This is a genomic window from Mogibacterium timidum ATCC 33093, assembly GCF_000525775.1.
Lineage (GTDB): Bacteria > Bacillota > Clostridia > Peptostreptococcales > Anaerovoracaceae > Mogibacterium > Mogibacterium timidum.
This window is the reverse complement of sequence record NZ_JALU01000004.1, coordinates 1-23,323: the sequence shown is the minus strand read 5'-3', so window position 1 is coordinate 23,323 and position 23,323 is coordinate 1. Positions and strand designations below refer to the sequence as shown.

Below are 23,323 nucleotides of genomic sequence, written 5' to 3'. Positions count from 1 at the left end.
TAGACGAATTTAATGTACAATCCTCTTATGGTAAAAAATATAGGTATATAATTTATATCTGCTATATTTATTAAGCAAGGTCACACATGACGTACGATATCCGAGGATTGGGAAATGTGACCAATTTGTGCTGATATTTAGAGGTGAGTCACCTCATGCTTGTCGAAGCTGTAGTGATATAGATACAGAACCACAGCGCATAACAAGAATATATCAGAGATGGAGTTGAATGCCTCGGAAGAATCCGGGAGAAAGGAACAAATCCAATCACCATTCTCGATGATTGGATTATACGTGTTATATGATTAAAACTCGTTTGCTATCACTGCTGCAAGGAGCAAAGCGTTTCATCGCCATGCAAGTGCTATGGCAGTGGATTTCACTGCTGGCTCAAATCGTTCTATCTTATATCGCTGCCCGCATTCTCGCCGGCAGCTTTCACGTCGACTCTGATTTCAGATTGTTAATCGCAGTTCCAATCTGTATAGCTATTCGCTATATCTGCGATATCAAGTATACAAAAGTCAGCTTTCTCGCATCATCAGGCATCAAACGGGTGCTGCGGACTAGGATTTACGAGAAGATGATTCGTCTGGGAGCGTCATACCGCGAACAGATCAGCACCGCCGAGGTTGTACAAATGCAGGGGGAAGGGGTCGAGCAGCTCGAAACGTATTTCGGTCGTTACCTCAGCCAACTGTTCTACTCGGTGCTCGCTCCTCTAACTCTGTTCTGCGCCATCATCAGCTTCAATATGCGCGCTGCAATAATTTTACTGGCTATTGTTCCACTTATTCCAGTAGTTATGGGACTAGTCATGTCGGTAGCTAAACGGATACTCGGGCACTATTTTGAAATATATTACGGGCTCGGAGACCATTTCCTTGAACGCCTCTCCGGCATGACTACTCTTAAGATATATCAGGCCGACCAGGCAGCTGCTGACGACATGGATCGTGAGGCTGAACAGTTCCGACGTGTCACCATGAAGGTTCTCTCTATGCAGCTCAACAGCACTGTTATCATGGATCTGGTCGCATACGGCGGTGCAGCTGTCGGCATCATCACTGCCCTTCTTCAATACAGAGTCGGTGCGATTTCTCTTACCGGCATGTTTCTCACTATATTGTTAGCCGCTGAATTCTTCCTGCCTATGAGGCTTCTCGGCAGCTTCTTTCATATCGGTATGAACGGCATCAAGGCGAGCGACAGAATATTTGCATTTCTCGATCTCCCTGAGCCGGACTCCGACGGGCAAACGCTCGCAAACGGGCCACTGCATATCTCCGTCAAGGATCTGGGGTTTGGATATACAGATGACCGCACGGTTCTTGAGGATATCAGTCTTGATATTCCATCCGGTTCATTTGTGTCCATAGTTGGCGTCTCCGGCTCCGGCAAATCCACCATCGCATCCATCCTCATGGGCAGACACAGAAGGTATTCCGGCAGCGTTGCTGTGAACGGAATAGATTTACAGGAGCTATGCGAGGCAACACTGATGGAGCATATCACATATATCGGTACCCACAGCTGGATTTTTAAAGGCACTGTACGAGAACACCTGCTTGAGGGCAACAGCGACGCCTCCGACGTAGATATGCTTCGTGCACTGCGTCAGGTCAACCTGCTGGATTTCATAGAATCAGAAAATGGGCTGGACACCGAGTTAGCTGCTGACGGCGCTAACCTCTCCGGCGGGCAGCGCCAGCGACTGGCGCTTGCACGGGCACTACTGCACGACACGCCTGTCTATATATTTGACGAAGCCACATCTAACATTGATGCCGAGAGCGAACAGATGATACTCGATGTCATTCACGAGTTGGTTCACACCAAGTCTGTCCTGATGATTTCGCACAGGCTCGCAAATATCACAACCAGCGACAAGATTTACATGCTCGAGCATGGCCGTATCGTTGAATCAGGCACGCATCGCGAGCTGCTGGGTAATAGAGGTCCATATGCCAAGCTATATAGCGAACAGGCAGCACTTGAATCTTATGTAAGCAGCGGATCCGGAAGCAGCAAGCGAAGCGACTCGCTAACTGAACCGAAAGCTTACAATAACGGCGACAACTATACCGGTCTGTACAACGGCAATAATCCGGACGATAAGCGCTTTAAGCATATGAATACAGGGACTCTCAATGAACCTACAGACGGAACCGCACACATCTCCAAGGTGCTTGCTCCTAGAAGAAGCGGCTTCCGGATAATGTCTGAACTCATCGGCCTCATCCGCCCTCTGCGAGGCGTCATGCTTCTTGGTATAACGCTGGGGGTGCTTGGCTTCCTCTGCGCGATATTCCTGACCGTAATCGCAGGCTATGCGCTATCCACGGGAATTCCACGCACACTGCTAATCTGCCTGATGACAATTGCACTGCTACGCGGCATCCTGCACTACGGTGAGCAGTACTGCAACCACTACATAGCGTTTCGGATACTGGCACTGATCAGGCATCAGACCTTTGCAGCTCTGAGACGCCTTTGCCCTGCCAAGCTCGAGGGACGTGACAAGGGAGATCTCCTGCAAATCATCACCTCGGACATCGAACTGCTCGAGGTATTCTTCGCACACACTATCTCCCCTATTTTCATCGCCTTCATTACTTCGCTGTTTATGATTATATTTATCTGCAGGCTGAACTTGGCCGCAGGACTGGTTGCGCTCATCTCCTATCTGACAATAGGTGTGTTTATCCCGATCTGGAACGGCAGACGAAGCGGACACAGCGGAGCAACGTACAGGAGCGAGATGGGACTTTTGAACGATTTTGCACTCGGTAATCTCTACGGACTGGATGAGACTATTCAGTACGGTATGGGAGCTGTCCGCCTCAGCGAGATGAATCAGCGTTCCGGACACCTTTCAAGATTGCAATTGATGCTCAGCAAATACGAGGGATCACAACGCGGGTTCACTAATCTGATGATTCAAGCATTCTCTTGGACGATGCTGCTCATGATGATGAATTTCAGCAATTCCGGAAGTGCGACTCGCACCGAAATGATACTTTGCACGCTTGCCATGATGGCTTCGTTCGGACCGGTCGTAGCACTGTCATCACTATCAAACAATCTGAACCAGACTCTGGCATGCGGAGACAGAGTTCTGTCACTGCTGGAAGAAATACCGGAGGTCGAAGAAGTCTCCGGTTGCGAATCTATGGTGTACGAGGACGCAGCCGTAGAGGATGTGACCTTCGCATACGGTAAGACTGTCGTGCTGGAAAGAATCTCGCTGAAAATCGCACCTAACAGTGTAACCGGCATCGGTGGTGCAAGCGGAATCGGCAAGTCGACTCTGCTCAAATTGATAATGCGTTTCTGGGATGTGCAGTCGGGACGCGTAGTTATAAACGGGAGAAATATCCGAAGCGTCAACACAAACGATCTCAGGACTGCAGAGAGCTACCTGACGCAGGATACAGTCATCTTCCACGATACTCTGGCTACGAATATCTCTATCGGCAAGTTAAGTGCCACTCAGGACGAGATAGAAACCGCAGCCAAGAAGGCCGGAATCCACGACTTCATCATGACGCTGCCACAGGGCTATAGAACTAAGGCCGGCGAACTCGGTGACACCCTGTCCGGCGGTGAGAAGCAACGCATCGGGCTGGCGAGAGCATTCCTACACGATGCTCCGCTTATGCTGCTTGATGAACCGACTAGCAATCTGGATGCGCTCAACGAAGCACTGATACTCAAATCTATTGCCGAAAGCCGAGCGAACAAGACAGTTGTGATCGTCTCACATAGGCCGTCGACAATGTCCATTGCCGATGAAGTTGTGGAGCTCAGGAGTGAGCGGATCTCGTAAGCCGGAAGGTGCAATCTTGATGTATGCATATACATTCTCAACGATTCCTTACTTACTATAGATATTTAAAGCAACATGATGCGCCCATTCTTACCGCCATTCTTACTGCAAAATGTCCGGAGAGACTCTTGATCTTGATAGAATAAATAGCAAAAAAAGGGGCAGGTCATCTTACAGCCTGCTCCTTTATACTCTTCCCATATAATTGTATGAACCATTTCCAGCAGTCTTCTCGTCGTCACAACATCAATAAATTCCCATAATAATTTCGCATAATCATATAATCATAATATCACACAATACTGTTTCAGATGCTAGATCAGTGCATCTACGAAATACCCATACATGCATACTCTGTCGTAACAAATCTCTTGCCAAGGTTCCTTGAACGTGCCGTCTTCACTGATGAAGAAGCCCGGATCCATGAATCTGGGGATGATGAACTCAGATGTCTTCTGATCCCAGTTGTTGCCATGGCTAAAATCTATGCCGTGTCCGGTATTCTTGGTCATGATTGCCTCGAGCAGCGGTGCCGAGACTGATGTAACCGGCACTACCATGTCCGGCTTATCCAAAAGACCTCTCCTCTTATCGCTGGTGTAAATCGCGAAGTTGTTGACCGGACCCGGTGCAACGCATACTACACGACGGATATCGTTGATATTCACCTCGTGCTTCATACCGATAATCATGTCGTTCCTGAGCTTGATCTGCTTTTCCTTAAGCGATTGCGCTATAGTTATGACGTGGTCACCTATATTGTTAGGAAAATCGCTCGTCAACCTGTGCGCTGCGAATGCAATCAAAAGCGACTTGGTCTCCCTGATGTTGTGCCCCTCATAGTACGGATTGACATCCAGCATGATATCAACACTTTTCTTAGAAGTGTCCAGGCTATAAAAAGTCAGTGTATAGCTGCTGTTCGAGTTGGTATATCCGGTAACATGTATATGCCTGAGATCATCAAACTTGATGTTGAGCACCCCCTTGGTTTTATGCTCATAGCTGAAGCTGTCGCGGCAAACTGTCAGGGAATACTTTACGTTCTCAAACGTCAGGTTCTGAGTGTCAAATATTGTCTTCATTGTTGCTCCTTGTAAATTGCATATTGAACTCATAGGGAAGTTCACAATATTTTCCTTTCTTTTTCCTTACCTCGAATTTCTCTATATGATTCATATACTTCCATGCAGATGCTGTGGATTAATATCAGCTCTTACAGCAGAACCCTATTGCTGACTGTTTGTTTAAAAGGCTATAACCACAGCTCTATATCTAAGTGTTAATGAGTTGATAATGCATGACGTTTCATACTAAGCACAGCAAATCGTTCGTCTCACAGAAATGATATCGACTGACATTTTTTAAGGTCAGCCTTGCTTGTTTGTTGTGTCATATCGTTATTCTATTCTCAAAAATCACTTGACTTCACATAGTTAATCTTGCGAAGGCTTTTATTAATACACCGTCCGTTCTATTGTAATGTTATACGTTGAATTCGTCCACATATTCTCGAAAAAAGTTGAAATATGTCCATGTATTGGTAAGCCCTGTCCACTTTGGGAGATTAGACTTTCCCTTTCTCCCGTATTTCTCGGGGATTTATACATTCATATATATTTAACCCGATACCTGTAAATGCAGCAAATGCAACGAAACCTATAATTCCAAACGCCATCGTATAATATGTCGTGGTCATAGGGACATCCGACCCTGGGCGAGCCTGCTCTTAATCGAGATAGTACCGTGACAGAAGCCGGCCAGCAACCTCATGAGAACCCCGCTAATGTCAAAACTTCAGACAGTCGCAGTAAATGTAACGCATAAAATAGTCATGCACACGACAAATCCCTCGCGCAACGTCAGCTTTTCCTCGAAAACAAATATATCATTATGGTAGCCGTAATTGGTGAGGTGTACAGCGACACCACAGAACTAACCATGCTGAGCTCCCCGATAGCGGTAAAATACGAGATATTAAATATCGTCTGTGTTATGATACCCTGCACACAGACAGTAAATAACCAAGCCTGTTGAGGCACAAAGCTCCTCTTCCCATTACTTGGTCATTATGAGAACTGCGCAAAACACCATGAGCACGGACATCGCAATCTACTCAAGGCCGTAGTCGCGGTACAAGTACGAATAAATGCCGGTCGTACCCCCACAATAATCCGGCAATTATGATGAAAACAGCTCAGTTTTTAACCATTAAATCTTTTCCCTTACAAATAATCTCGTATATTCCAGTCCATCAAATATAGCGAAATGCGGCAGTATAAGTGATTTTAACATATTTGAGAGAGTTGTATAGGAGTAAAAAGTTGCGACGATAGGTAAAAGCGTAGGATTAGGGACGCGACCGGTACGGATAAAGCTATAAAAGCCTTTGAAGAATTTCAATCCACGCGTCCCATGCGGGACGCGACTGCATAATCTGACAAAGTATCTCTGACTTCTTTTTATTTCAATCCACGCGTCCCATGCGGGACGCGACAATTTGTTGGCTAATCACAACCATGAGATGAAAATTTCAATCCACGCGTCCCATGCGGGACGCGACACCTACGATTGCGTCCATCTCTTCATCAGACGATTTCAATCCACGCGTCCCATGCGGGACGCGACCTTGTGAGCAGTGCTCACGTAATCAAATTTTAAAATTTCAATCCACGCGTCCCATGCGGGACGCGACTATTGCCCCTTCATCATTTACATTTTCATCCTTATTTCAATCCACGCGTCCCATGCGGGACGCGACACGTCCTCTTCGAGATTCGACACTCTCGAAAATATTTCAATCCACGCGTCCCATGCGGGACGCGACGTCCTACTGCCTCAATTCTTTGTCCCAGCAAAGTATTTCAATCCACGCGTCCCATGCGGGACGCGACGATGAGCAGTATGCATATCGTTACATATATGATTGATTTCAATCCACGCGTCCCATGCGGGACGCGACCGAAAGGGCTATATTGGACGCTATCTGCACGAGCATTTCAATCCACGCGTCCCATGCGGGACGCGACGATATCAAGGTCGCTAACCCTTGAGGTTTTAGATATTTCAATCCACGCGTCCCATGCGGGACGCGACGAGAGTGTGGCAATGCTCATCAACGGCTTATCGTATTTCAATCCACGCGTCCCATGCGGGACGCGACGCTCAGAAGGTTGCGCTTAAATAAATAAGAAAAATTTCAATCCACGCGTCCCATGCGGGACGCGACGAAGCTCTACCTGTAGCTCTTGAGCAAACTCGTGATTTCAATCCACGCGTCCCATGCGGGACGCGACATAAAGGATGCGGCGAATGCGTTACAGGCAATCATTTCAATCCACGCGTCCCATGCGGGACGCGACCCACTTGCCTCCTAGCTCGTGGGCTTTTTTAATATTTCAATCCACGCGTCCCATGCGGGACGCGACTTCACATACATGAAACCCTAAACTTCTACATAGTTATTTCAATCCACGCGTCCCATGCGGGACGCGACTAAATCTGATTCGCTTGTGGGCTTCTTCAACATCATTTCAATCCACGCGTCCCATGCGGGACGCGACTTCTCTGCATCAATGCATTTCCATCTGCTAAAGATTTCAATCCACGCGTCCCATGCGGGACGCGACATTTTCGCCCGTAAAAATCGATTATGCGAAAGTAATTTCAATCCACGCGTCCCATGCGGGACGCGACATATGGCAACCCCGCGACAATGTATGCATTGTCATTTCAATCCACGCGTCCCATGCGGGACGCGACCGGAGAGTTGCGTCAAAGCCATTGGATTGACAAAATTTCAATCCACGCGTCCCATGCGGGACGCGACTACTACTGCGGAAGAAGGGTTGCGTGACAGTTTTATTTCAATCCACGCGTCCCATGCGGGACGCGACCTGTATGCTGCCGTCTCTAGCCCAAACTCTAGAAAATTTCAATCCACGCGTCCCATGCGGGACGCGACCCTCTAGTGCTATAGCCTCTATCTCTCTTGACAGATTTCAATCCACGCGTCCCATGCGGGACGCGACGAAGAAGTCCTCGGTCTTAACCTTGCCGTCTTATTTCAATCCACGCGTCCCATGCGGGACGCGACCATTAATAGCCTGTACCGTGTACTCGCTCGTAATTTCAATCCACGCGTCCCATGCGGGACGCGACTGTGAACGACAATAGGCGCCCTGCTACGTTGAATCATTTCAATCCACGCGTCCCATGCGGGACGCGACTTCAACATTCCACTAACACCTTACACTAAAGGTATTTCAATCCACGCGTCCCATGCGGGACGCGACGATGAAGACGAGCTCGAAGATGAAGAGGATGATATTTCAATCCACGCGTCCCATGCGGGACGCGACTACGAGACAATCGTAAGATTAGAGGATATAATTATTTCAATCCACGCGTCCCATGCGGGACGCGACCATTGAGAATCTCGGCTGCTACGTTCCCATCTCTCATTTCAATCCACGCGTCCCATGCGGGACGCGACAGGTGTTTCGGTTTATTTGATTTACACCTAGTCTATTTCAATCCACGCGTCCCATGCGGGACGCGACAACCTAGCATTTAGCTCGTGCATCGCTAGAGCGATTTCAATCCACGCGTCCCATGCGGGACGCGACCTGTTCAGTTCCCCCAGATGATGATACACACTGATTTCAATCCACGCGTCCCATGCGGGACGCGACTAAAAGATAATGATTTCTATATCTTCTTTATCGTATTTCAATCCACGCGTCCCATGCGGGACGCGACGATAAGCTCTTATATTTTTGAAGCGCCCCATGTATTTCAATCCACGCGTCCCATGCGGGACGCGACAGCGATATACACAAATATCTGTTCTGTTTAAAGAGATTTCTTGTGTTATCGCAACATAACTTCATTGATTTTCTGTATTATTATATTTTACAGCTAGCAAAGTTATGTTTTTCTGTGTAAATAAAAGACCATTGTTCCAACAGCTTCTAGTTCGCACGATTTAAGCACCAACTAATTAGAACAAAAGCACTCCTTCTGGATCATAACCCTTTTTATTACCAAAGTGCTCTATCTTTGAAGCATAATTTTTCCCAATGTTATAAATTCTAATACTATCTTGTTCACTATCAAAGATCTTTAAAAGTTTGTCTTTAATAAACACATAATGTGAATAATCTACATCACATTCGAAAACTGAATTTTGAACTCTCTGCCCATAGTTGCAACAAACTTTTGCAATCCTGTTTAACCTTCTTTTACCCTCTGCTGTAGTCGTACTGACATCATATGTTATAAGAATTAGCATAATTATACCTACTTCCAAAAAAATGGCGGATACATTTCCAAATCTCCTCTCACAGACCGTGCCAAAAGCATCGCCTGAACGTGTGGTAACAACCCCCAGCTAATCTCTTCTTCTAAAAAAGGATGTTTTAGCTTATCCTGCTTCTTTTTTTGCCACTCTGACAAAAATTTTTTTCGCCCGTCTTCTGTTAATAAAACGGCTCCACTCTCTTGCTCATAGAAGTCTTGTCCTGCAATTATTCTGTTATTAATCAAGGTTAATACAAATCTATCAGCATATACAACTCTCATCTCCTCCATCATATCAAGAGCCAATGACCTCCTTCCAGGTCTATCAACATGGAGAAATCCAACATACGGATCTAATCCGACTCCGTGCAACGCAGCAGCGCAATCATTCGCAAGAAGTGTATACGCAAACGAGAGTAATGCATTCACATTATCTACTGGTGGTCTGCGATTTCTAAAATAGAATTTAAAATCACATTTGTTTTGTAAAATTAAATTGTCAAAAACTCCAAAATACTCAGTTGCAGCAGTGCCTTCAATACCTAGTAATATTTCTTTAGTAGTTGCATCATTTATACTTGCAATGCTATTTTTTAAATTATTGGAAACCGCTTCTATATATTCACAGTTGATCCTTAAGGCATAGTCTCTACTAAACTTTAAGAGAAAATAGCGGGTATTATATATTTTCCCATATAAAAACGATTTTGAAAAAGCAATAGATTGTTCTTCATTATCCGCCATTCGATATTGCTCTCTTCTTAGAAAAACATTTCCATTTGTATTTGAGTTTGTGCTCGTTAAATACAACCCTTGAGGTGAGAAAAACGACAACTGGATATTATATTTTGCACATTTACCCATTAACGCAGGTGATGCCCCTCCGTAAGAAAAGCAAATTATTGTCTCTAGCGTGTGTAACGGTATACGATGTTTTTCATCGAAGTCTATTGATATCACTACATTTTCACCATCCAGTGACAGATAGGCATTTTCAGAAGTAATATATAATGTATTCAACAGTTTTCTCATCTCAAAGTTCCTCAGAAATATATCTTTTAATATATGCATCAACATCTTGTTTGCGGTTATTTAAGATATCGGGACAACATATATTTATCAATGAGCATTTTTTGCACTTAGCGGTTGGTTTAACCTTTGGTGTATGTCCACGATTATAGTACCCCCACATCTCTTCCAATGCAGAAATCGCAGTATCTCTTAGTTCACCCGTTATTGCAAAAGTTTCACGCCTCCTCGTTTCTCCATAAAATACTGCCCCTTCGTCAATATTGCAAGCAAGCATTCCTTCAAGGCAAATGGCTTGTACGGTTACCTGAATTCGATCACAATCTGAAATCTTACTATGCCCTCTTTTATATTCAATTGGTCGCACTCTACGGAATCCACTCATTTTTGAAACACTAATTCCATTTTCATCCGGTAAAAATTCTACAGCATCACAGATCCCAGAAATCTTATACTTATCAGATTTCACTTGCAGACCTCTAATAGTAACAACGCCATTTCTGTTGTCACGAACTGTTCCATCGTGAACTCTGTTATGCATAATACGTCCTTCGGCAGTCAATGAATTTTCACTCCACTGATTTTCGATGTGAATTAATGCCCACTGCCTCTTACAGAATAGAAAGTGCTGTATACCGGAAATCATTAAATATTCGTTAGATTCCATTTATTTCTTCAACTGCTAATCCTGGTAACCGATTAACCTGAATATTGTAGTCATCAATGCTTTCAGGAACATCAACTTTTGATGTTATTTCAATACTTCTATGCACATTCGCTGACGAATATTGACCATCTTTACAGTTGTGCTCAAACCAATACAGCTTATAAACTTCCATTGAACCGTCAGGTCTTGCAGATGATGCGTCATTAACGAATAATGTCTTTAGACAATTTTTTACAAGATCTGCATCTTCTCGCGAAAATCCAGTTTTATCTGCTAATTGCACATTAATAGAACCCTTTATTTTGTAAAGCCCAAACTTCACAAAGTGTTTCATTCCCATGGTATCGCTTCCACGTCCTTTACCTTCTTTTTTTTCACCGCTCACACTTTTAGTAATCTGTTGTGAATATACTTCAACAGGATCAATGCTAACGGCTTGATGGATTGAAACCGGTCCTCTGACACCTACAGAAGCGCAATCAAATCCCTTAAAAGCAAATACTTGACCAAAACTTCTTACATCAAGCCATTTTTCGCAAGCTTGCTCGTAAAACTTATCGTAATCTTTTATTTTTTCTAGATTTTTTGCACGTTCTCTTAAACTTCCTGCTCCATCATCACATCTCTCGTCCGATTGAACAAATACACAGCATCCCATATCTTGCATTCTATTTCTTATTTTTCTTTTTATGCATACATCGGAAATCTCCCCATAACCATTGTAATCAGTGCGAGGCCTGTTTCCGTTTAATGGATCACCATTAGAGTTTGCATTATTAACTGTAACAAGTGCAACAAAATCAATTTTATTTTCCAATTTATTCATTACTCCATCTCCTTATTCTCTTCATTTTTATCTTTAGTGTGTTTTTTGTACATATGATTTTTTTGTAAGTAATACCCTACAAGATACAATTCATTCAATGGTTTCCCATATTCACTAATTGGATGTAATGCTATTTCTTCCATAATTTGTCCAATTAACTTTTCATACATCACACGAGAACCTTGATTAAGTTTCGGGTAGTATGCATTTTTTAATTGTTCCATAATCATCTTAAATGCATAATCTGGTCTTTTTACAAAAACCGATTGAAGACGAATCGCATTAGGTTCTCTTTTTTCATTAGTATCATACGTATCTCTTTCAATTTTCTCCAGAACTGCTAAAAGTCTGCCAAATTGATAGCTTCGATCTTTGAAATTTTCATCAAGCACCATACGAACCTCCTTGTTATAATGATCTTTCCAATATTTTCTGATAACTGCACAAGTTGTAAATAGTATATCTCTCCTATTATTTTTATTGTACGTTTGCATATTATTTGATTTATTTACTAGACACATCATTATATCTCTAGGAAAACTGGTTTTATCCAACCTACAAATAATCAATCGCTGTAATAACTGTCCTTCTATTCGAGGATCAATATCCATTTTTGCATTTTCATCATTCCCTCTTTGGTTTCCATGTGACAGTATGGTTATTTTATTAAGGGACGGTGATGCTATATTACCTGTATAGGTTATCCAACAGCACGTTTCATACCATTCGCTCAATCGGTCTAAATAGTAGACTCCCATTATCTCTTTATAGTACAACAAAGACAACCGTCCACTCGTAGCCGCCTCAAATATTGCTATAACGGCCTTTTCATCTACTCCTCTCAGGGGTTCATATGCGTAAAGGAATTGCCTTAACTTACTACTATATTCACTCATTTCAAAAGTTTCTTCATCATCCTTAAATCCAAACGGCAAATTAATAGCTGGAACTTCAATACCATGAGGAGTCCAACATACGAAAGTCTTTTCACCAATTAACACGCCTTGATTAGCTATAATCCATTTCAGTGCGTTATGAGCCTTTTGAGATGAAATATATCCCACACCCATTGCATCATCCGGCTCAAAGAAACGCCCTCTGTATGTAAAGTTAGTATTATCATTAGCGGAGATAAGTTTTGCATTTCCGAATTTAGGAACAACACCTTTCAGATGTTGTTTTGCTACGCTTTCTCTATTTCCAGATATATAGCATATCTCTTGTTTGGCATTACCGCAGATTTCATTCACATAGTAGTCTGAATATTTATTGAAAAGTTTGATATCTTTCCAGACTGGTCCGCTGTCATCACCAAGCCCAAGAACAATCCAACAGATCATATCTTTAATATTTGCTATGTTTCCCTTACCATCACGTTGTAAAAGACCAGAGTTATCTAAATCATTAATGGCCGTACCAACTTTAACGTATTTCAATACTGCTTCAATTTTAGAATATGAATATCCTGAATTACACCACTCCTCTAATTGTTCTATATACATACTGTTCTTCTCAGGATAAATATTTGTAATATATTGCATTTGGTCACACAATGCGTGTGCTCTTATACCACTTGATCGTCCAGCAGACTCCTCTGATACAGGAATTATAATCTTTTCGTCACATTTACTTGCCGTTATAAAAGAACCTTTTTCATCAATGGTTATTGATATTTGACCTTTAGCTATGATATGTGAAATCGGAGCCAGCGGTTCTTTTCCCAAATCATAGACTCCCACCGATTTATTTTGATTCATGAAGTCGTATGTTTCAATTGCTCGCTGCAAAAGGCTCATTATTTTACCTCCTCAAAATCTCTAAATCCACTAAAATTCATCTCCCTGCTCAAAATGATTTCATTTGATATTTTTTCACTGTTCTGTTCAACTTGCATTGATTCGGTCTTATAAACTCTATGATTCCATTCTTCATAACTGGGTTCCAAAGATTAATTGTCATCTTGCCTCTTGTCTCTGGAGAATATGCTTCATCTGCATAGGTTATCCCATGATACATAGTTCCGAAAGCAAGCTCTGACAACTTATCATAATACCCATCGTCATCACCAAATCTCTTGGGCTCTACGTACCCTTGGCACTCTCTTACACCTAAATATATATCCCTTCGTCCTCCTTTATTGATCATCCTCTTTGCTATCTGATGATGCTTGTTCTCATTCCTATCTTTGTTTAATTCAGGTCTATTCTCATTCCACTCAAAATGCGCTTGTACCTGATATCTACAATTTTTCAAATAAGTGTAGTATGATAAATCATTTCCTCCATTGTATTTTATCGGTCTTATCCCTTTAACCTCCGTTTGTATCTGATTCATCACCCGTATTTTATCTATATACCAGATAAATGTCGGCTTCCAATACACCGAAGATAAAATGCCTTTAATAGCTTCATAAGTTGGAATTTGATAACTGCATTTCTCTCCTCCAACTCTCATAACAGGATCTGAAAATAACGCATAGTCTCCATATACCTCAAAATCTACAACATTAGAATATCGCATTTTATACCACCCCCGTTTTCGTATACTCCCAACGCATCATCGTAATAATTTGCGTCTAGTGCATATATGCCACTATTTACTATTTCATTTATTGCACCAATACCACGCAATCTTTCAAACTGGTATTTAAAAAGTGAAACTGAATAACGCTTTGCTTGATTTACCAGCCGCTTTTTATATCCACAGTCAAATTGTGACTTGCTACCATAACCACATAGTTTTGTAATTATATCTCGCCCTTCGCCATATGGTACGATTACCGAGAAAGTTTCACTATCGATAACATCAAACTCTTTGCCTGCGGTCGCAAATGCTTGCCTTAATGTATATTTATTGTTACCATTATCAAACCCCATCGACAGTAATTTGAAGATGCTTGTTTTTAAATTTTCAATGTAATAATCCATCTCATTTTTATGCATATAGGCACCACTAAAAAGCCTCTCATAATAAAAATTTATCGAGTTATCAGATGCTAAATCGTTACAGTAGTTTTGCTCATTAACTTTGAAGCTATGGAGCAAGTCCTGTGTCGCAGCTTTTGACCGTTTAATTTCTTCCAAACGCTCAAGGTTCTCATCAGTACAATTAATTACATATACATCTTTGGGAGCAGTACTCTCTCCATTTCTGTTACACCTTCCAGCTGCTTGAACAATGTTATCCATTCCTGCTTGAAACCTGACAACTGATTCGAAAGACATATCAACTCCAGCTTCAATAACTTGAGTTGATATGCATAAAATGTGTTGCCCTTTCTCTAAAGCACTTTTCATTTGTTCGATTACATTAACTCTATGTGCCATACACATTGAAGATGATAAATGGAAAGTAATAACCTCAGGGATTTCATTGCAATCTAGAGTTAATTTTTGTGCTTCGCATTTCTTATTACAGATTACAAGCAGGCTTTTATTGTCGGCTGTAAGATCACATATTAACTTATTTATTTCACTGAACTTATAATTCCCTTTGTCGACTATATTTGTACGCTTGAACACATCCTTTAATCTTTGTTCAACATCCAATGGAATTATTTTTTCATTTTTTATATGTGCAGCATGATCTAAATTCTGTAAACAAGGTTGTGTTGCGGAGCAAAGTAATATCGTTGCCTCGCATATTTCCGATAAAAAGTTTAACGACAAGTTAAACAATGTGAGCATTCTCTTTGGGACTGTTTGAACCTCATCAATGATTATTACACTATTGCAGAGTGATTTAAATCTTCTCACACAAGATAATCTGCCATCAAAAAGCGTATTCAAAAATTGAACCAATGTCGTTATTACTATTGGAGCGTCCCACGTTTCTGTCAATAAGTCGTTCGTGTCTAATTCGTCTTCATTTTCTTCTCTGGAATTAACAAGATCAGAATGATGAACTAAAACTTCTGTGTCAAATTCAGCTCCAACAGAGCTCTTTATCTCTTCACTATTTTGATCCAAAATACTAATTAGCGGAGCAATATAAAAAATTCTTTTTTTATTAAATTTCACTGCGTTTGCTAATGCAAATCTCATACCTGACAAAGTTTTACCCGCACCTGTAGGCAAATTCAACCGATATATCCCATTCGTATATTTTGAGCCTGCATCACAACAAAGCTCTGAAAACTCCGTTCTTGCTTTACTAATTTCATTACCAGTCTTTTTGCTGTTGAGGTAAGCTTCTAACGAATCAAGCATCTTTTTCCAATTTTGAGGCGAAAAACTGTTTATTGCTTGCAAGTTATCGCCATTCATAAACTCGACGGTATCTCTTCTGTCACCTTCAACAACCGAAGATAATACCAATCTCGAGAGTAAGCCTATATAGAACATTAATTCCATATTACCACTTTTTGTCTGTTCTGCACTCTTATTGGTTTTTTCACATATCTCCCGAAGTTCAGTACAGATTTTATGAAGCTCATTACACGCAGATTTGAAAAGTTCGTCTACTTTATTGGCACATGCACAATTAGTATTAAAATTATCTATTGCCTTTTCTTCATACGCAATTTGATGCTCTCTCCTGTGGTCAAACCCATTTTTATCCTTAATATCAACAATATCGAACATATTGTGATGACTGCCTATAGCATAAGCAAGTATCTCTGCACTAACATCTACAATTGTTAGTGATCCGTTGCCTGAACGTAACTTTTCAAGTAAATAATACACGCCAGCAAAAGAATGTATAACTGATCCCTTTCTTACTGATTTCCCTTGTGCACTCCTTTTTATATAATCAGAGAACTCATCTGTAAATTTTCCACAATCATGAAGTAAACCCGCAAGATATCCTGTTTTCTCAAGATTAACGTTCTTTAAACATTCCCCTGCATACTTAGCGGCATTTTGGGAATGTTCCTCACATGATTGCATTTTGTCATCGTTTATATGAGCAATAAATTTCATATCCCTCCCTATATTCAAGCTTACAGTCACTTATTCCTTTCTTGAAGCTTGCTTAGTCGTTCATGCTGTCTCAACATCCACTTTTCGTTCTTCTATATCTTCTTCGCATATTGTTTGTGCTAAAAATTCCTCAACTACGAACTATCCAGCATAAATTGAGTTTTCCAGAAGATTCTTTTAAAAAATTCTTTTGTATCATCACAACAAAGCAGTTAATTTTGCTTCTTCTGTAATTTCTTAGCTACCAGTTTAATCACTATTTCTTCTCCAAATATGATTTTAACGCACTTACGAACGACAATGCACCAATTCACCTGTGATTATATCATCTCGGATCTTTTGTTGCATTAAAATTAATACATTTTATTATTAGTCTTTCTTGTACTACTACTCTTATTTTTTAATCATGCAAATAATTGCCTCATAAAGATCTAAATTTGCAAAACAACAGCCATATTATAAGGATTTATCCGTATCTGTTTGCCTCCATTGGGAGCATTTTCTTGTAAACACTAGTCGCTTTGGCGGCTATTTTTTATGCAATTTTTAAACTAAGTGCAATTTCGTAAATATACGTATTTGACGTTATATTTACGGAAAAAGCAACATTGACCCGCAAGGAAAGTATAGCATGTAATATTATCTCTTGCATTAAAATACAAACCATTTTAATTGTATTTTTGTCGTGCAAAAATACGATTGTTAGTATTGGCGCCACCCATTTTACGAGTGGCTAATTTCTTCTTTCTACATATCATCTAATACGCTTTTCTATATTTTCATATCGTTTAAAATCTACTGTACACAAAAATTGCAGCACCTCGTTTTATCATTATTCAAAGGTCATTTCCAATAATTCCTGTACTGTATCCTTGCTCCTAACTCGGATCATATTATCATCTGCCCTAGCTCGCGAAAGCAAATTCATGCTTCCGTACCATATTATTTCATAGTCTATAATGGCAAAATGTTCATGCATATGATCCTGAAGCATAACCTTTATGCCGCAATTCTCCAGTGTCTGTACAAAAGCTTTAGTATCTTCAACCTTTTTGTCCTATAATCCTAATTAAATTTAAAAATCCCTACAACCGCTTAAACTTACGGTTTATAGGGATTGGTATTACTACTCCAGCTCTTCATATAAAGCCTGCTACCAATTATAAAATAAGCATTTACAGGACTTTCATTTGCACCCATTCCATATTTTTGCAGTTTTTATAGGTGTTTTTAGCTCAAAATACTTCAAAAGTACTTCACATCCTATCTTAAAAATCATCATCTAAACTAACCCTACATTTTCCATAAAAATATCTACCAAACTAATTCCTTTTTACACAATTTTAAATAATAACAACTTGTTTTCTTCACGTTTCTAATAGAATATAAAACTTTTCATTAGTATGAACAGACAAAAAACATCTATTTTATTTAAAAGGGATATTGAAGTACTCTTTTAAAGAAAGTACGTATCAGTTATTTTCTACATCCTTTTCTTTTAATGCTCTCTTAAATGCAATGCTCATCGCAGTTTCTTCTTCAAGCTCCGCCTCTGAATTTACTGTATTCATTGTGATTTCCCAAATCTTTGTTTGTTTAGCATTATCAAACTTTTCACGCAAAGTTCTACCTTCAAGTATAATGCCAATTCCTGGTCTATTTTCTGCCGAATACGGTTTCATTAATTCATCAATATGGATACTTCCCAGTTCTTCATCAAAGCCTATAATCCTAACCTGCGTATAAAATTCTATATTTCTAATCACTTCACATTTTACAATTACATCACTTTCCAATTCTCTCTTCATATCAATAATATCATCAATATCATCATTACCTGTAATAAGTTTAATAGAACTGTTATATGCTCTGGGACCATCATAACTAAAGCCTAAACCAAACTTTACTCTTTGATTGATATTGTTCTTGCTTATTTCCCCTTTAGTTGCAGATGGATTAAAAAATATTTCAACACCATTCCAATTTATATAAGCATGACTATCATTTACATAATTATTACTTATCCTGCCAACAAAAGAAGTGAGTTTTTTTATCATTTCTTCTTCATTTACAGAACTTCGAAGATTTCTACGTTTTTTTTCTAAGGCATTTATCCCCTTTCCTTCATTCGTAATCCAATGTTGTACTGCAGTTCTATTATATTTGTTCATCGCCTTATTTTTCATTTCTTTCAATAATTTCGGTAATTCTCGCTCTGCGAGCATACTGCCATCTTTCGCCTGAATAAATTTAAGAATGAATCTATAATAATGGGCTTCCACAGCATCAGTAAGATTAACCCATCTATTGAGTTTAATTATTGCATCCTGAATAAGTTGATCTTGGTTATCAAACTCAAGATACTTAACGGAATCAAACCATATCCGAATATTTCCGATATGTTGGTTCTCTTCCGCAATATTATCCTCCATAAGTCTTACGATTTTAGAAAAGTAATTTTTTCTAGACTCTGAATTCTTTTCAGTCTCAGCTGCCTTTGAATATATTCTTGCTAAAATTCTTCTTGCCTGAGTACAATCTCTATTTCCATTATCAACAATATACTTCTCCCAAATATCAATACTTTCTTCAAGCGACGCAGTTAAAGAGCGAAGTTTATTTTCGATTTCATCTAAGTCTTCAGAGGCAGAATCTGTAGCAATCTGCTTACATTCATCCCATAATGTCTCTGCTCTATCAATATACTGCATCGCCCATTTTCCTCTCTCTGAAGAAAGGTATATTGTAAAGTTTTCCGTTTCCTCTATCAACTTTTTCGAAAGATTCGCAATTTGAATACATAGATTTATTTCTGATATGTGTCCTGCAAGACCAATGTTACTATCTCGAACAATTTTGAAATATTTAAACGCATTCTCCGCATCATCTTTTATTTTTTCCTGCAATTCCGTTATATCATATGAAGGATTCTCGCTAATCTCCCTAATAACTTGTTTGATATACATATTTACTATTCTCGATGAATATCCCATTGCTTTCATATGATATAATAAAGGATCTACATGGTCTTGAGATAATTCGATAGCCGCATCAATATTACTGAACCCTTTTTCATAGTTCTTTTCAATATAAAAATAGAATCTTGCTAAGTGTGCGGTAAAATGAGGTTCTTCCGGATAAACTTCAACAAGTTTACTGAAAATCCTTACTATTGCGTCTACAGAATAATCGTAACTATTATTTAAAATGAGTCTATGCTCTTCTTGAAGTTTCATAATGAGAAGGGAAAATGCGGGTTTTTCAGTATTTACATCGGCTTTTCGCGAGATAAACAGATCTCGTAGAAGCTTTATCGTATCGAGATCAGTGGTATATTTATTCTGGAATCCTCAATGAAAGTTATAATACTATCCACAAGATTTAAAAAAGATATACTTGTTGCATGCTCCCCATTTGATAATTGTGTTAATATTTCTTCTCCAAATAATGTATACCGTATTTTTATCGATTTTTTTCCTGAAAATTCCTCTATACGCACAAGTTCATTTATTCCCGGAATCTTGTTCAATAGAAACTCATCTACAGATTGGTCATTATATAGATTAGTAAAATATTTTGTACTAATCGAAGTATTTCCATAATCCGCAAGAGACAATGCGAACAATATTTTTTTTGATTGATCATTCATATTGTTAAGGAATCTGGCTATAAACGGTTTCACTCCCTTAAAATCTTTTTCAAAAGCATACATCGAAAGAATAAATGGATACCTTTCAGCAGGATTAAGATCTTGAACTCGGTTTTTAAATTCGATTTTTAATTCATCATCTTCAAACATTTCAACAAGTTTAGATTGCATTTGTTCCGCATGACGAGACTCAAACTTATCAATGACCATGTAAATACTGCCTTCATCTTTCTTCCCCTGTACACCTTTAAGTTTTCTCTCAAAATAGCAAATTACAAAAGCAAATCCAAGTTGTTTCAGTTCTGTCTGAAGGTTCTTCACTTCATCAAATTCAACACAGTTATTGTCTACAAAGATTAAAATCGGCATTTGAGTTTTGTCGTATATTTTTTGAAGATTTTTCGCCGTTTGTTCATTTAATCTGTTTAAAATGAGAGTAGGATACGCTTCTCTAAATTCCCATGCAAGACGTCGCATCAAAGTAGTTCCTCCAATGCCGGGTGAATAACATACCTTTCGTAAAAGCCTTCCTCGCTCATTCATATCTCGATTAATTTTTGCTCTTAAATCAGTTAACCCAGGATACACTACATCGAAATTTTCTCTTAATCCATACCAACTAATTACTTGAAACCCTTGGTAGAAGTTTAACTTACAACAACGTGTCGGGTCTATTTCATCTTCTTGATCAATATCAATAAATACTGTTTCAAAAGAATCCTCTAATTCAGCAATAAAGTTGTCATCTAAATTAATTCGTTTGTTTTCTTTGGCTGGAATCTCTTTCTTAAGCAAATGTGAATTAAAAATGCTATCCCGAAAATATTCGTGAAGATGAGAACAGAAATTCAAAAAAGACAAATTCAATATTTTAAAATTTTCTTCATTGATAGAATTGTATTCTTGTTCCGCAGATAAAACACAAAAATCAATTTCTTCTCCGCCATCATACGCATCATTAAAACTATCAATTATTCTTCTCAAATTCTTTTCGTCTTCCATAGGATATACAAACGCCTTTACTGGTTTAGAATACACCTTATGAAATTCTTCAAGCACATTCATAAGATATTTACCATGTGCCGAGCTCCAACTTTTAGAATCTGCAATAGAATTAGGATCATCATAAACTCCATTCGCCATGATCCAATATGGTATATTAGAATATGAGAATTTTTTTCTCTGACTAAGCGAATCAAGAATACGTACTTTTGGATTTATTCCCGTCTCCTTTGTATATTGGTATGCAAGTCCATCCTTATCACTATCGGGATCCATATCAATCACAAGATTCCATTTCAAAGAAAACAATCCCTTAATCGATGAGGATCTTATTCTTTTTGTAATCAAGACATAAGAATAAGCCGAATTAAAATCCGAGGTATTTTCGAGTATTTCATACCAACCATCTCCATATCTGGAATCATCTATAACATCTAATTCTGCTTTTTCATCCACATAAATTTTTATAATTTTTCGCACTTCTCCTAAAGATTCTTTATATAGTTTGGGATCCGGAACAGTTCCAACATGTTTAGGAGAGTTATTTACTATTTTAGCATTATTAAGTATCAGCATACAGTTAATATCTGTTAAAGCGATTTTAGGATCAGCAACTTTTTTTAATTCATCCAATAGATACTTAACATTACCTTTCTTTGTGCTCAATGTAGTTATTTTTCTTTCTTTAACATTTTTTGTGATTTCATTCAAAAGATGCTGTTTCTCATATCTGCTATGCAAATAGTTTTTTAATGCCCATTCACAACACATATAAAGCATTGTGCCAGCTTCATGTAACTTAGAAAACGAATGCTCTTCATCTCCTGCATTGTATATTTCATCAAATCGTTTATACTTCCTAACACTTTTATTAAATTGGCGGATTATCACCTCTTTGTCTCTGTAGTTTGAATCGTTTGCGTTATTCATAAAGTTTATAAACTTATCCATCTTCTTTCGTTTGCTTTTCATAACCTATCTCCTGCTTTAAATTATTTTATTCTTTATCTTCAAATTCCATAATATCATCTAAGCTACAATCTAATATCCTACAGATCTTCCCAAGGACTTCCACAGTAACATTCTCGTTTTTATTGAGCTTATTAATCGTGTATGTACTGACACCTGCAAGCTCTGCCAATTCCTTCTTCTTCATATTCCTGTCAAGCAGAACATGCCATAGTTTTTTATAATTAGCTTTCATGATGAACCTACCTTCCACGAATATATAAAAACCTTTTACATTATAACATAAATTCAAAGCAAAATATAGTTATAACTCTATTTTTATTGAAAATATTGATATTAAATTTCCAAAAAATCATAACCACCAGCTGAGCTGGTGGTTTGTTTTGGCCCTATAAGGGCCTTTTACCTGCTGCATCTTAAGATGCGTTGAATAGATTCGCCAACCGCACGTATTTTCCTACAAGTCCTAAAGGACTACTTCATCTTTTCTCCTGTGAATGGATCAATATACTCTTTCAGCGTCATTTGATCATCTACTATGTCGTCTTGAAGTTGTGTACGTATGTATTCAGCTATTTTCTTTTCGTTTTTCCCTACTGTATCAACATAGTACCCTCGGCACCAAAAGTGTCTATTCCCATACCTGTATTTTAAATTTGCAAATTTATCGAATATCATAAGAGAACTTTTCCCTTTCAAATATCCGACTATTTGCGACACAGAATACTTTGGCGGTATTTCTACAAGCATATGTATATGGTCAGGGCATAGCTCTGCCTCAACAATGTTGATACCTTTTCTTTGGCATAGGATTCTTATCATCTTTCCTATTTCCACTCGGTACTTCCCATATATTTCTTTTCTTCTATACTTCGGTGCAAATACTATATGATATTTACATCTCCAGCTTGTGTGTGCTAGAGTATTTTTGTCATCCATGATGGCAACCTCCTTTGTTATTTGATATGGTTGGCGAACCAACATCATGATAACATTGGAGGTATTTTTCTTGAAGCTAAAGCTATCCTAATCACACCGGCATAGCCGGTGGTTTATTGATTCACCTCGCTATCGCTCGGCGAATCCTCTGCTAAAGCAGAACCAACGAAAATCGCACATGACAGATTTG

The 23,323-nt window shown here is 39.2% G+C and carries 13 protein-coding genes, 1 pseudogene and 1 CRISPR repeat array; of the genes and pseudogenes, 1 reads left to right on the top strand and 13 read right to left on the bottom strand.

Translation table 11 applies throughout. The annotated features are described in order from the left end of the window. The first annotated feature begins 301 nt into the window (after positions 1-301). Entirely contained in the window at positions 302-3,829 is a 3,528-nt protein-coding gene (locus HMPREF0581_RS09000; protein WP_036379784.1) for an ABC transporter ATP-binding protein/permease, read from the top strand. A gap of 314 nt (positions 3,830-4,143) precedes the next feature. On the opposite strand, the gene HMPREF0581_RS01065 is transcribed toward HMPREF0581_RS09000, so the two are convergent. From HMPREF0581_RS01065 to tnpA, 13 genes and pseudogenes are all read right to left on the bottom strand, one after another. Further along, the gene (locus HMPREF0581_RS01065) at positions 4,144-4,914 is read right to left on the bottom strand and encodes a hypothetical protein (protein WP_036379596.1); all 771 of its coding nucleotides are present in this window, start codon (positions 4,912-4,914) and stop codon (positions 4,144-4,146) included. A 1,311-nt stretch (positions 4,915-6,225) separates the two neighbouring features. Further along, a CRISPR array of direct repeats spans positions 6,226-8,656; the repeat unit is 33 nt; unit sequence ATTTCAATCCACGCGTCCCATGCGGGACGCGAC. 175 nt (positions 8,657-8,831) lie between these two features. Continuing rightward, positions 8,832-9,122, bottom strand: coding sequence for a CRISPR-associated endonuclease Cas2 (gene cas2 / locus HMPREF0581_RS01060; RefSeq protein WP_036379781.1), 291 nt, complete (start codon positions 9,120-9,122; stop codon positions 8,832-8,834). A gap of 8 nt (positions 9,123-9,130) precedes the next feature. Continuing rightward, on the bottom strand, positions 9,131-10,162 hold the full coding sequence (gene cas1c / locus HMPREF0581_RS01055) for a type I-C CRISPR-associated endonuclease Cas1c (RefSeq protein ID WP_036379593.1): 1,032 nt from the start codon (positions 10,160-10,162) through the stop codon (positions 9,131-9,133). Between the two features lies 1 nt (position 10,163). Further along, positions 10,164-10,826 carry a CRISPR-associated protein Cas4 gene (gene cas4 / locus HMPREF0581_RS01050; RefSeq protein ID WP_036379591.1) on the bottom strand — a complete coding sequence of 221 codons (663 nt, stop codon included), beginning with the start codon at positions 10,824-10,826 and terminating at the stop codon, positions 10,164-10,166. Next, positions 10,816-11,652 carry a type I-C CRISPR-associated protein Cas7/Csd2 gene (gene cas7c / locus HMPREF0581_RS01045; protein WP_036379589.1) on the bottom strand — a complete coding sequence of 279 codons (837 nt, stop codon included), beginning with the start codon at positions 11,650-11,652 and terminating at the stop codon, positions 10,816-10,818. Before cas7c ends, cas4 begins: the two co-directional genes overlap by 11 nt. Continuing rightward, complete coding sequence (cas8c, locus tag HMPREF0581_RS01040; protein WP_036379586.1) at positions 11,652-13,448, bottom strand: type I-C CRISPR-associated protein Cas8c/Csd1; 1,797 nt, start codon at positions 13,446-13,448, stop codon at positions 11,652-11,654. Before cas8c ends, cas7c begins: the two co-directional genes overlap by 1 nt. A gap of 49 nt (positions 13,449-13,497) precedes the next feature. Then, positions 13,498-14,172, bottom strand: coding sequence for a type I-C CRISPR-associated protein Cas5c (cas5c, locus tag HMPREF0581_RS01035; protein ID WP_036379779.1), 675 nt, complete (start codon positions 14,170-14,172; stop codon positions 13,498-13,500). Continuing rightward, positions 14,151-16,574, bottom strand: a complete 2,424-nt coding sequence (locus tag HMPREF0581_RS01030; protein ID WP_036379584.1) for a CRISPR-associated helicase/endonuclease Cas3 — start codon at positions 16,572-16,574, stop codon at positions 14,151-14,153. Before HMPREF0581_RS01030 ends, cas5c begins: the two co-directional genes overlap by 22 nt. An 832-nt stretch (positions 16,575-17,406) precedes the next feature. Continuing rightward, a pseudogene (locus tag HMPREF0581_RS09070) lies at positions 17,407-17,595 on the bottom strand (phospholipase D-like domain-containing protein); the annotation flags it as partial. Positions 17,596-18,046: 451 nt separating this feature from the next. Then, entirely contained in the window at positions 18,047-19,810 is a 1,764-nt protein-coding gene (locus HMPREF0581_RS01025) for a hypothetical protein (RefSeq protein ID WP_036379581.1), read from the bottom strand. A 74-nt stretch (positions 19,811-19,884) separates the two neighbouring features. Beyond that, complete coding sequence (locus tag HMPREF0581_RS01020; protein ID WP_036379579.1) at positions 19,885-22,197, bottom strand: hypothetical protein; 2,313 nt, start codon at positions 22,195-22,197, stop codon at positions 19,885-19,887. Positions 22,198-22,222: 25 nt separating this feature from the next. Beyond that, complete coding sequence (locus HMPREF0581_RS01015; RefSeq protein ID WP_036379577.1) at positions 22,223-22,429, bottom strand: helix-turn-helix domain-containing protein; 207 nt, start codon at positions 22,427-22,429, stop codon at positions 22,223-22,225. A 239-nt stretch (positions 22,430-22,668) separates the two neighbouring features. Then, entirely contained in the window at positions 22,669-23,133 is a 465-nt protein-coding gene (tnpA, locus tag HMPREF0581_RS01010) for an IS200/IS605 family transposase (RefSeq protein WP_036379574.1), read from the bottom strand. Positions 23,134-23,323 lie beyond the last annotated feature (190 nt).

What these genes read in the sequence shown, in the direction of transcription:
- cas8c (WP_036379586.1), bottom strand. Translation starts at nt 13,448, where the DNA reads ATGAGCCTTTTGCAGCGAGCAATTGAAACATACGACTTCATGAATCAA.
- HMPREF0581_RS01030 (WP_036379584.1), bottom strand. Translation starts at nt 16,574, where the DNA reads ATGAAATTTATTGCTCATATAAACGATGACAAAATGCAATCATGTGAG.
- tnpA (WP_036379574.1), bottom strand. Translation starts at nt 23,133, where the DNA reads ATGGATGACAAAAATACTCTAGCACACACAAGCTGGAGATGTAAATAT.
- HMPREF0581_RS09000 (WP_036379784.1), top strand. Translation starts at nt 302, where the DNA reads ATGATTAAAACTCGTTTGCTATCACTGCTGCAAGGAGCAAAGCGTTTC.
- cas2 (WP_036379781.1), bottom strand. Translation starts at nt 9,122, where the DNA reads ATGCTAATTCTTATAACATATGATGTCAGTACGACTACAGCAGAGGGT.
- cas4 (WP_036379591.1), bottom strand. Translation starts at nt 10,826, where the DNA reads ATGGAATCTAACGAATATTTAATGATTTCCGGTATACAGCACTTTCTA.
- cas7c (WP_036379589.1), bottom strand. Translation starts at nt 11,652, where the DNA reads ATGAATAAATTGGAAAATAAAATTGATTTTGTTGCACTTGTTACAGTT.
- HMPREF0581_RS01025 (WP_036379581.1), bottom strand. Translation starts at nt 19,810, where the DNA reads ATGAAACTTCAAGAAGAGCATAGACTCATTTTAAATAATAGTTACGAT.
- HMPREF0581_RS01065 (WP_036379596.1), bottom strand. Translation starts at nt 4,914, where the DNA reads ATGAAGACAATATTTGACACTCAGAACCTGACGTTTGAGAACGTAAAG.
- cas1c (WP_036379593.1), bottom strand. Translation starts at nt 10,162, where the DNA reads ATGAGAAAACTGTTGAATACATTATATATTACTTCTGAAAATGCCTAT.
- cas5c (WP_036379779.1), bottom strand. Translation starts at nt 14,172, where the DNA reads ATGCGATATTCTAATGTTGTAGATTTTGAGGTATATGGAGACTATGCG.
- HMPREF0581_RS01015 (WP_036379577.1), bottom strand. Translation starts at nt 22,429, where the DNA reads ATGAAAGCTAATTATAAAAAACTATGGCATGTTCTGCTTGACAGGAAT.
- HMPREF0581_RS01020 (WP_036379579.1), bottom strand. Translation starts at nt 22,197, where the DNA reads ATGAAAAGCAAACGAAAGAAGATGGATAAGTTTATAAACTTTATGAAT.